This is a genomic window from Oceanisphaera sediminis (assembly GCF_039539745.1).
Taxonomy (GTDB): domain Bacteria; phylum Pseudomonadota; class Gammaproteobacteria; order Enterobacterales; family Aeromonadaceae; genus Oceanimonas; species Oceanimonas sediminis.
Window position 1 is genome coordinate 1 of record NZ_BAABDS010000020.1, and the last position, 658, is coordinate 658.

The window sequence follows — 658 nt, forward strand, 5'->3', positions numbered from 1 at the left end:
CCAAGAAGTTCCAAGACACTTGCGTATCAAGAACTACAAATTATTTCTATCAGCTTTCCAGATTGTTAAAGATCGTGACTTCGAAAAAGTCAAAGTGATAGATTGCGATGCAATGTATGACTTTGAATTCTTTGACTCAGGTAATGGCGTTAAATGGTGGAGCTATGCGGGATCGAACCGCAGACCTCCTGCGTGCAAGGCAGGCGCTCTCCCAGCTGAGCTATAGCCCCATTTAGTTCTTAGCTTTCATTTTAGTTTCACACTATTGGTATAATGTTTAGCTAAACACCAAATCGCATCAAGACGAGGAGTAAAGTGAGGACGTTTAGCCTGCTAAACGACGAACTTTACGACGAAGTATTGAGGTGATTTGGTGGGTCTGGGTGGATTTGAACCACCGACCTCACCCTTATCAGGGGTGCGCTCTAACCAACTGAGCTACAGACCCAAACCTGTTGTGGTTTGCTGTTCAAACGACCTCACCCTACTCTTTATTAGGGAAGTGGGGTGCTAACCAACTGAACGACAGACCCAAACCTGTTTGGTGGCGCATATTTATTGCTGATAGCAACAACCGGCGTCACCGAATCGCATCAGCTTTCACTCATGCGATAAGTCACTCTTTCATATCAAGCAAACTGTGTGAACACTCAACAGA

General features: G+C 45.0%; 2 tRNA genes. Both read right to left on the reverse strand.

Annotated elements, in window-relative coordinates:
* Positions 1-154: 154 nt before the first annotated feature.
* Positions 155-230 (reverse strand) — tRNA-Ala (locus ABD827_RS06925).
* Positions 231-371: 141 nt separating this feature from the next.
* Positions 372-448, reverse strand: a tRNA-Ile gene (locus tag ABD827_RS06930).
* Between the last annotated feature and the right edge of the window lie 210 nt (positions 449-658).